Genomic DNA, 9,618 nt, shown 5'->3' on the forward strand with positions numbered 1-9,618 from the left:
GGGTCAGGAAGCGACGAAAGCGGGGAAATAGTGCCCGGCAGGGCTGGGGGCGTGGGGCAGAAAGACGAAGAAGGTGGTGCCGGCCCCGAGCTGGCTGTGCACCTCGATGCGCCCGCCGGCGTTTTCCACCATGCGCTTGACCATGTACAGGCCAATGCCCGTGCCCTCGACGTGGTCGTGGAAGCGCTGGAACATGTTGAACAGCCGCGGCAGGTGGTCGGAGTCGAGGCCAAGGCCGTTGTCGTGCACTTCGAGCACCGTGTGCCCCGGGCGCACGTGGGCCCGCATCTCCACGTGGGCCGGGCGGTCAGGATGGCGGTACTTCACGGCGTTGCTGAGCAGGTTGTACACCACCGAGCGCAGGTTCTTCTCCGAGAACTGCACGGGCGGCGTGGCGGCGACGTCGGCGAAGAGCTTGGCGCCGGCGTCCTGCAGCTGGGGCAGCAGGTCCTGGCGAACGTCCTCCACGATGGCGGCCAGGTTGACCAGGGTGGTGGCGGGCTCGTGTTCCTTTTGCAGCTTGGAGACTTCCGTGAGGTGGTCGATGGTGCGCTTGAAGCGCTCCACCGCGTCGAGCATACGCGTGAGGGTGGGCGCTACCTCCACGTCCTGGGCTACTTTGACGGGCAACTCCTCCTGCAGCAGGTAGAGCAGGCCCTCGATGTTGGAAATGGGGGCTTTGAGGTCGTGGCTCGCGGTGTAAATGAAATTGTCCAGGTCCACGTTGGTGCGCACTAGCTGCTGGTTGGCATCCGCCAGCTCCTGGGCCAGGGCGCGGGCTTGCAAGTCACTTTCTTCCACCACGCGCCGGGCCTGCACCTGGTCGGTGACTTCGTGGGCAAAGACCAGCACGCCATCGGGCGTGCCCTGTGCATTGTGGCGGGCCTGGTAGGTGAAGGTGAAGTACAAGTCTTCCAAGGGCCCGTCGTCGCGGCGGGCCAACTGCATGGGCAGCTCCTGGGCAACAAAGGTTTTGCCGGTGTCGTACACGCCCCGCAGGTGCTGGTAAATGGGTGCCCCGGTGATTTCCGGCAACGCCTCCAGCACCGGCTTGCCGAGCAGCACGCGGCTGGGGAAGATGCGCTGGTAGGCCGGGTTGACGAGCTGAAACACCAGGTCGGGGCCATCAAGGATGACGATGGGCGTGGGGGCTTCCATGAAGAGCCGGTGCAACTGCTGGCGCTCGGCCTCCCGTTGCTGGCGGGCCTGCACCTGCTCAGTGACCTCAAAGGCAAAGATAGAAATACCAGCAATTTGGTCGTTTTCGCGGTAGGCCTGGTAGGTAAAGGTGTAGTACACCTGCTGGACTGGCCGGCCGTCCCCGGGCAGCACCCGCATGGGCAGCTCCTGCCCGAAGAAGGTTTCGCCGGTTTGGTATACGCGGTCGAGAATGGTCAGAAAGCCCGCCTCCCGGGTTTCGGGCAGGGCTTCGGCCACGGACTTGCCGGTGAGCTGGCGCTCGGGAAAGAGCTGCTGGTAGGCGGCGTTGACGTACTCGAACCGGTGCTCCGGGCCGCGCAGCAGGGCCACGGCGGCGGGGGTATCGGCCAGCATGTGATACAGCGCCTCGCGCTCCTGCACTTGCCGCTGGGCGGCGGCCAGCACTTCGGCCTGCAGGGTTTCGGCGTGCCGCCGGGCGCGCACCCGCTCGGTCACATTCACGGCAAAGCTCATCACGCCTTCGACCTGCCCGGCGGCGTCGAACATGGGCTGGAAGGTGGCGTCGAAGTATATTTCGTGCAGCTCTCCGTTCTGGTAGCGGTCGATGCGCCGGATGGCCTCCAGGTCGTGCACCAGCTGGCCGGTGCGGTACACGCGGTCGAAAGGCTCGTGTTGTTCCTCGGGGAACTCGGGCAGGGCCTCGCGGCGGGGCAGCCCGAGCAGCAGGCGATTGGGCAGCAGCTCCTGGGTGCTGGGGTGCACCAGGGTCCAGATGTGGTCGGGGCCCTGAAAGATGTTAATCTGGGCCGGGGCCTGGCCGAAGAGGCGCAGCAGACGGTTGCGCTGCTCTTCGGCTTCGGCGCGGGCCTGCTCTACTTCCTGGGTGCGCTGCTGCACGCGGGTTTCCAACTCGTGGTTGAGCTGCTGCACCTGCCGGCGAGCCAGCACCTGTTCGGTGATGTCGTAGGCGAAGCTGAGCAGCCCGTCGATGCGGCCCTCGCTGTCGCGCAGGGGCTGCAACAAAACGCTGAAGTAGCGCTGCTCCAGGCGGCCGGTGCCCGTCAGGTCCGCCCACAATTCCATCTCGGGTTCGAAATGGGTTACGCCGGTGTGGTACACGTGGTCGAGCCGTTCCTGTATGCCCTGGCCTTCGAGTTCCGGCAGGGCCTGGCGAAGGGGCAGGCCGCGGAGCGTGCGCGTGGGAAAGAGCTGCTGGTAGCCGGGGTTGACTAATTCATAGACGTGGTCGGGGCCGCGGAAGGAAACCACCTGCGCGGGCAGCACCATCAGCACGTCGTGCAGGCGTTGGCGTTGGGCCTCGGCGTCGGCGCGGGCTTCCTGTGCACTGGCCTGGGTGTCGTGCAAGAGCCGCTCGGCCACGCGGCGGGCGGTAATGTCCTGAACGGACTGGATGAAGAACTGCACCTGCCCGGCCGCGTCGAGCACGGGGGTGTGACGCGGCTGCCAGTGGCGCTCCACGAACCGGCCGGGGTGCCCCGGGTCGGGCACGTCGTAGTGCTGCGGGGCCATCTCGTGCGGCTGACCGGTGGCCATTACCTGGGTAAGGGAGGCGCGCACGTTGGCCACGGAGTTGGCCTCGGGGGTGTCGGGGTTGTCGGGAAAGGCGTCGAAGAGGTACTGCCCCACGAGGGCATCGCGCTGGGTCAGGGTCGCGGCCAGGTAGTCGTCGCTGGCGGCCACAATCCGCCACTCCGGGGAGAGCAGCAAATTGGCCCCGGGCAGAGCGTTGAAGACAGGCAGTGGGAGTAAGTCGGGCGGTGGCATCTAAGCAGCGGTGAGGGCGGAGGACGGGATACGAAGGTCGGATGTATAAGATTAGACTACCGGAAAAGAAACGAGCTGCCTACGGCACGTTGTGCCTGGGTGGCCGTACATTCAGACTTAAGGTGGAAATGAAACGAATGGACCAGGTGGCCCGTTCGTGTTGTTGGTGGGGAAATGCACCACTATTACCGGTACCGGCCATTGGCAGGTCGTTACACGTGGCTACCTTGCGTTCGTTCCTTCTTTTCCTTCACAACACGCTTGGCAAACCCTTCCGCCCCGCTCAACGAGGAAGCTGCCCGGCTCTTCGGCTTGCGTTCCTTTGACGCGCTCGCCGCTTTTGCCGAGCCGATGTTTGATGAGTACGTCGCTTTGGCTGCACGCCTGTTCCAAGTGCCTATCTCGCTTCTTTCCGTGGTAGAGGAAGCCGACGTGTCTGGCCCCGCCAACGTGGGCATGCCCGGCCACAGCCAGCAGCCCCGCGCGGAGGCCCTGTGTGCCACCGCTATTTCGCAGGCCCGGGCCGTGGTGTACCACGACGTGGCGCTGGAACACCACCCACCTATTCCGGCCCAAGCCTTGGAGAGCATCAAAAAGTGTGGGGCAGTGGGGTTAAGCAGCCATTGCCAGGGGTTCCGCTGGTGCTGACCGAAAGCCGGGGTACTGCTGTCGGAAACACGCTTCCCACTCCTCGTTGAGCACCTTGGTGCGGGCCTGCACGAGCAGGTGGGCCCCTTTTTTGGTCCACTGCATCTGCTGGCGCTTGACCATGCGTTTTGACAGCACCTGGTTCACCGCCGACTCGACAAAACCCATGGAGACGCGTTCGCCGTAGCGCTGGCGCTCCGAGTAGTCCACGATGAAGCCGCTGTTCTGCTCCACGTAGGTGTGAAAATCAGCAATCAGCCGGGCCAACGGCTTGCACTTGCTGTATTTTCGGACCACGAGCGGGTCGTCTTGGTGCGTGGCCAGGGCATCGTCCAGGTCCCGTATTTTCTCCAGGGCCCGCTCGGTGTTGCCGTGCCAGAGGTGCCACTTGATGCGGGTCAAGCCGTCTTGCAGCGCTTTTCCCCGGCCGTGTCGACCTGAGCAAATCCCAGCGCGTACTGCTGCAGCACCGTCAGGCGCATAGTCAGGTGAAACCAGTCCAGGATATGCGTGGACTCCGCACTCAGGTAGCTGGTCAGCGACCGCAGCACCGCGGCGCCGTCGGTAAAGAATTCCACGGCCTGATTGGCCTGCGGCCCCTGCGAACGCAAGACCTTAAACACGCGCCGACGCGGCTTGGCATCGACCTCCTGTACGAAGCATTTGGCGCCCCCTTCGGCGGGAATGCTTTTGCCCGCAATCACCTCGAAACAGCCTTTTTTATGCCAGTGCCGGACGTAGCCGCCGTCGAGGCCGACCACCAGCGGGCGGTCCGGGCACGGCAAGGCCTCGCGGTCGCGCTGGCAAACGCCGTGAAAAGGGGCCACTTCCTGCGGCAGTTGTTTTTCCTGCGCCTCGACCACGGCGTGCAGGTGCTGCTGAATGGTCGTGCCCGATAGTTTCGCACTCAGGGGCAGCACGTCGTGGAGCAAATGGGCCGTTTTCTGGTAGGGAATCAGGCTGGCCCACTTGGTTTCCAAATACAGCCGCTCCGGCGTCACGTGCTGCGGAAAGAGGTGCTGGAGGGGGCTGAAGGTTTTCGGCCCGGTCTCGCTGGGCGGCAAGTAGTAGCGTGGGCTATCGACCGAGACGTTCCCAAACAAGGTTTTCAGCTGAAGCGGGTAGCTGCCCTTCTTCCGCAAGCCGACGGGTTGTTGCAGCTGCAGGTGCGTTGCTATCTGCTGCCCAATCATCTTTTGCTGAAGGCATTGCAGCAGCTCTTTCGATTCGGCCAGCGTCAGGCCCACGCTGGCCAAGCTCAGGTCCTCCCGGCTCCAGGTGAACACGTCTTCGAGGGTGGGCGCGTTGCCTTCTGACGGACAGACCACCAGTTGTAGTTTGAAGTTCATGGAGCTGAGGGGTTAAGGATTAGATTACAGCAAGGCTTTCACTTTACGCACCGTGTTGATGGCCACGTCGCACAGCTTTGCTGTGTTACGTACGCTCAGGCCCGCACGCAGCTGCCGGGCGACGGCGGCATACTTTTTCAGAAAGACGGCTTTGTCTTCCGTCGCGCCCACCGGGCGGCCAATCGTGACGCCTTGCCGCCGCGCCTCGTCCATGCCCGAGAGAATGCGCTCGCGCAGTGTCTCGCGTTCCAGGCGGGCAAATTCGGCCAGCAGCGTGAACATGAACTGCGCCACCGGATTGCGTTTGCCGTTTTTGAGAGTTTCAATCCCAAAGTTTTGGACGTAGATGCTGACGCCCAACTGCGTCAGTTCTTCGACAATCTGCAGGACTTCCACGGTGGAGCGGCCCAGGCGCGAGACTTCGCTCACCAACACTTTCTGGATGGCGCCCCGGCGGCTCAGTTCCAGGAGCTGCTGAATCCCCTCCCGGTCCTGATTCCGCTTTGCGCCGCTAATCTTCTCCGAAATCTCGGCCACGACCTGGACGGCCTGACCCTGGGCCACGGCGCGCAGGTCTTCCACCTGCCGCTGGTAGTCTTGCTCCTTCTTGGAGACGCGCACGAAAATGACGGCCTTTTGCATGGCGCAAAGCTATCTGAGCTGTATCAAGTAAATCATCTGGTTTTTATGATACAGATTTCAAGGCCGTTCATCTGCGAAAAAATAGTCGTAGCCGCCCTGAGAAAGCAGAAAATCAGTATTACCCTTTAGTTGATACACTTTCGCCAGTTTTTGATTGACTTGGCCTTTGTCGAAGTGCTCCGGGCGAAAGGTCCAGAACCAGGTCGGCACGTCGTCCTCGAAGATGTTCTCGCCGGCCAGCAGCCGGTCCAAGGCGTCGAAACTCCAACTGAACTGGTCCAGGGTCCGCTGGTTGTAGCCCCCGGGGCCGCCGACCTCCTCCGGGGGGCAGGCCCGGCGGCCGCTCCCGCACACCGGGTGGGCCGCCAGCGCCGTCGAGCACAGCACCTTTTCGATTCGCACCTGGTGGAGCCAGTAATCGCCGAAGTCGTAGGTATAAGTGAACTTGTCATTGACTTGCCACGGGAAATCACCCAGGTGGACCCGGCGGGCATCGTCGGCGAAATAGATGCCGCCGGCATATGGAATTCCGTACTCCTTGCCCCAGAGCTTGAAGCTATACAGGTGCCAGTTGTCCCAGCCCATTGCCACCTGGAAGACGTGATGCAGTTCCGCCAGGGTGGTGTCGCCCCGCACGAGCACGCGCCGGCAGATTTGTGGGCTGATGCCCACCAGGTGAATCTTGAGCTGGTAGACCGCCGCCAGGCGGTCATCTCCGATGGCAGAAGGCGGGACAACGGGCAGGGGCATGGCGTTCATCAACAGATACCGACTCCCAATTTAAGCCAGGAGGCTGTCGACCGCTATTGCCCCACACTTTTTGATGCTCTCCAAATCTGCTAAACTAACCCAGTGTAATCACCCATGAAGGGCCGCGTAGTAATACCGGTAACATCGGTAACACCGATAATACTCGTTTTCAAAGCGGCTGGCTTTTTAGCCTTGCATTGCTGCTTTCGTAGCCGATTCGGTCCAGCGCCAGAGGGCGTTAACTGCTTTTAGCCGTCTTGAGCCCCAGAACGGTGAGTAGGAGTCCGGCCGGGTTTTTATCGGCCCTGATTTTATCGGTCTTCAGCCGGTACATGAATTTGAATAGCTCGTTGAGCAGCTGTTCATCGCCCAGAATACGGCTGACCAGCTTCGCATCTTTAATGCCCAACGTTTCCAAGTGTCGACGGGCCATTACGACCCGGGCCTGCTCCGGCGACTCGTCAAAGGGAATCGGCAGCTGCTTAGGCTGCTGTTGGGTGACGTAGAAGCGGACGGCGTGAAAGGAGCGGCCCTGCTTGAGCAGCGTGTAGCCAATCTTGAGCTCAGTGTTCTCGTTGATTTGCCGGACAGCAATATCAAGCACCTTTGCCTTTAAGTCGCTGATGCGCTGGAACTGCTCGGGCTCCTTACCCTTGGCGTCTTTGAGCTTGAGCATGAGCTTAAACTCTTCCAGGTCGTAGGTCTTGGTCTCGCCGATGTCTTTCCACTGGGAGGCCAGTTGGTAGATGCGCTTAGCGTACTTGCTGGAAATCTTCAGGGCCGAGAAGAGCTGAAACGAGGTAAAGTTGTTTTTTAGCTCGAACAAGTAGGGCCGAATGTCCTCCGAGAGGCGGATGCGCAGGTAGCCCTGGCCTTTGACGTACTCCACCTTCTGAAACATCCAGAGCTGCACGTAGGCCTCGTCGTTCTCTACCTCGAACATGCGCGAGCCCATGGACTCGGTGGCTTCTTTCAGCTGCTTGTAGTGCCACTCGCGACCCGTCATGGCCACCACCTCGTTCATGTGAATCTGATACTCCTGGTTGGGCGCGTCCTCTCGCCGGAGCTTGGACAGCAGGAAGAACAGCAAGTCCAGCTGACAGGCCGTGTAGTCATAGCGGGCAGTGGTGATGGCATTGTGCTGCCGGACCTGAAGAGCATCGTAAGTTTCCATAGGGCGGGGGTAGACCGCAAATATAAGCGACGAAGTCTAAAAACTACCCTGTTTTATCAAGGTCGTTTTTAACTGATAAAAAGTCGTAGTTCAGCCCTAAGATGACTGATAAAAAGTCGTTTTTAACTGATAAAAAGTCGTTTTTAACTGATAAAAAGTCGTTTTTAACTGATAAAAAGTCGTTTTATGTGCTCTCAATCATCAGTAAATCAACATGTTCTGAGCCCTGCAAATAGTACAAATAAAAAAAATACACAAGTTGTTGACTCGCGCGAGAGGTAAAAAAGCTTTTAAAGGGTTGTTTAATCCAGAGAAAAACAGCAAAACGGGAAGCATAAAAAAGCACACCAGGGCGCCGGGGAATTGCACTATTTTAATACCAAATTATACTTAATCGGATAATTTGACGTACTAGTGATAAATTTGAGGAAACAGCAGAGTCTTTGCCCCTAGTAGCTATTAGCCAATTCTACCATAAATGCTATCCAGTACCTCTACCGCTAGTTCTGGTCAATTGCCCGTACGCTAACGACGACTTTTTATCAGTCATTCTTTGATTCAAGTGCCTCACGCCTGTCGGTTCAGGCATATGCAACGCTTCTGCGCTGGGAAAACTAAGGTATGCACTGATAAAAAGTCGTTTTTCACGAGGTCTTTTACGCGTCAATTATCGTTATCAGACTTTACGCCCTGCTTACAAATCGCTGAACCGTAGTCACAGCGTCCGTACATTGCTTCTATGAACACGCGTCTGATTCGGATAGGAAACTCCCAAGGAATTATACTGCCCAAAAAGCTATTGCAGCAGTACCAACTCGCTGGTGAGGTCAACCTGCAGCCTGCGCCAGAGGGGGTGCTCATTACGCCCGTTATTAAGCTCCACCGCCAGGGCTGGGACGAGCGATTTCAGCACTCCGTCGCCCAGGGCCAGGTACCGGAAAGCGAACTGCTGGAGGCATTCTCGGATGAAGCCTTTGAGGAAACAGAGTGGCAGTGGTAACCACACTGTGTCAGGAGATGTGCTTATCAACTCTGATTCAAAGAAGCACCGTTAAGGGTCTGGCCCGCACATGGCCTGATTACTCATTTCCGCCTTTCCGGGTAGACTAGAACTTCCTATGAAAGGGAGTAAACTTTAGGTCGGTAACCTGCAATTAGCATACAAATCACAGCTGATTTGCGGCTCGTGTAGTCGCCCAACCCCACCGCACAGGAAGTTTGTGACTGGTTCCAGAACCTGTATTAGTACTAAATTTCAGTTGTATAAACGAACCGTTTATTCGCGTTAGAGCCTCCCGTAGCAGACTCTATTAACTTGATTTTTGGAAGCCTGATTGCTCATTTCTCGACTAAGGCTGCTGTTAGCGGAGCACACTGGAACAGCTGGCTTTCCGTGCTGAAGATTCGAACAGCAATCTAGCTAAGCGGTGGCCCAGATGGCCATCGAATCGCCATAGCTTGTAGCCAAGTCACAAGGTGCTAAGGCAGCCAACATGTCATAGATTCACTTCGGACCTGCTGCATCCAGTAGCAGGCTAATAGCCGATGCTCGCTCACCAACGTGTGTTAAAATGGCCCACGGTGGGGGTACAATAGGAAGGAGAGAGGAGGTTGATTAGAATCAACCACGCACGGGTGAACATGATAGTATAAACGCTGCTTCCACCATCATGACCAGACCCATTTGCAGACCTGGCTTGCCGACCAAGTACCGGGTAAAGTAGACGCCCGCTCATCGGGAAAAGCCACGCGAGGCGAGCCGATGGAACCAGCGTGAAATCAGATGCGAGGACAGCAACTGTTTCCTTGGTATTCGGATTCCTGGAAGGGAGACACCCGTCAAGAACCTCGACTGGATGAGTGAGAGAACCGGATAGCCAACTCAGCCGAGCGTTAAATACCCCTCGCGCCTTACATATCTTTCTCTGGCAAAACATGATTTCTATACCCGTCCTTACGCTAGTTTCTGAAAGAGTGAAAACCAGATTATTCCGCTTCATGGTGAATCTGACTAATTCCTTTTGACACTCATTAGATACTGTGATGAAAGGGTTTGCTGTCGGGTAAGATTTTTGTATTTTTAGTCTTCCTAAAGGAGAGCCTTCTGGT

General features: G+C 58.4%; 8 protein-coding genes. 2 read left to right on the plus strand and 6 right to left on the minus strand.

Going from position 1 to position 9,618, the window contains the following annotated elements; translation table 11 throughout:
- Positions 1-3 precede the first annotated feature (3 nt).
- Positions 4-2,946, minus strand: a complete 2,943-nt coding sequence (locus tag LJY25_RS19255) for a PAS domain-containing protein (protein WP_227610116.1) — start codon at positions 2,944-2,946, stop codon at positions 4-6.
- Between the two features lie 261 nt (positions 2,947-3,207).
- Here LJY25_RS19255 and LJY25_RS19260 point away from each other — a divergent pair, with 261 nt between their 5' ends.
- Positions 3,208-3,594, plus strand: a complete 387-nt coding sequence (locus LJY25_RS19260; RefSeq protein ID WP_227610117.1) for a hypothetical protein — start codon at positions 3,208-3,210, stop codon at positions 3,592-3,594.
- Here the strand turns inward: LJY25_RS19260 and LJY25_RS19265 are convergent.
- From LJY25_RS19265 to LJY25_RS19285, 5 genes are all read right to left on the minus strand, one after another.
- Entirely contained in the window at positions 3,559-3,996 is a 438-nt protein-coding gene (locus tag LJY25_RS19265) for a hypothetical protein (RefSeq protein WP_227610118.1), read from the minus strand. The genes LJY25_RS19260 and LJY25_RS19265 overlap by 36 nt on opposite strands.
- Complete coding sequence (locus LJY25_RS19270; protein ID WP_227610119.1) at positions 3,993-4,943, minus strand: hypothetical protein; 951 nt, start codon at positions 4,941-4,943, stop codon at positions 3,993-3,995. Before LJY25_RS19270 ends, LJY25_RS19265 begins: the two co-directional genes overlap by 4 nt.
- 24 nt (positions 4,944-4,967) lie before the next feature.
- The gene (locus tag LJY25_RS19275; protein ID WP_227610120.1) at positions 4,968-5,585 is read right to left on the minus strand and encodes a recombinase family protein; all 618 of its coding nucleotides are present in this window, start codon (positions 5,583-5,585) and stop codon (positions 4,968-4,970) included.
- A 57-nt stretch (positions 5,586-5,642) separates the two neighbouring features.
- Positions 5,643-6,335: a plasmid pRiA4b ORF-3 family protein gene (locus LJY25_RS19280; RefSeq protein WP_227610121.1), complete on the minus strand. Its 693-nt coding sequence runs from the start codon at positions 6,333-6,335 to the stop codon at positions 5,643-5,645.
- A gap of 238 nt (positions 6,336-6,573) precedes the next feature.
- A complete protein-coding gene (locus LJY25_RS19285; protein ID WP_227610122.1) occupies positions 6,574-7,509 on the minus strand; it encodes a replication initiation protein in 936 nt (311 codons plus the stop codon).
- 739 nt (positions 7,510-8,248) lie between these two features.
- Here LJY25_RS19285 and LJY25_RS19290 point away from each other — a divergent pair.
- Entirely contained in the window at positions 8,249-8,509 is a 261-nt protein-coding gene (locus LJY25_RS19290) for an AbrB/MazE/SpoVT family DNA-binding domain-containing protein (RefSeq protein ID WP_227610123.1), read from the plus strand.
- Positions 8,510-9,618: the final 1,109 nt, after the last annotated feature.

Origin of the sequence: Hymenobacter translucens (genome assembly GCF_020685205.1) — a bacterium.
Classification (GTDB): domain Bacteria; phylum Bacteroidota; class Bacteroidia; order Cytophagales; family Hymenobacteraceae; genus Hymenobacter; species Hymenobacter translucens.

Excerpts from the sequence above, each read along its gene's own strand:
- LJY25_RS19255 (WP_227610116.1), bottom strand. The coding sequence starts at position 2,946 with ATGCCACCGCCCGACTTACTCCCACTGCCTGTCTTCAACGCTCTGCCC.
- LJY25_RS19270 (WP_227610119.1), bottom strand. The coding sequence starts at position 4,943 with ATGAACTTCAAACTACAACTGGTGGTCTGTCCGTCAGAAGGCAACGCG.
- LJY25_RS19275 (WP_227610120.1), bottom strand. The coding sequence starts at position 5,585 with ATGCAAAAGGCCGTCATTTTCGTGCGCGTCTCCAAGAAGGAGCAAGAC.
- LJY25_RS19280 (WP_227610121.1), bottom strand. The coding sequence starts at position 6,335 with ATGCCCCTGCCCGTTGTCCCGCCTTCTGCCATCGGAGATGACCGCCTG.
- LJY25_RS19285 (WP_227610122.1), bottom strand. The coding sequence starts at position 7,509 with ATGGAAACTTACGATGCTCTTCAGGTCCGGCAGCACAATGCCATCACC.
- LJY25_RS19290 (WP_227610123.1), top strand. The coding sequence starts at position 8,249 with ATGAACACGCGTCTGATTCGGATAGGAAACTCCCAAGGAATTATACTG.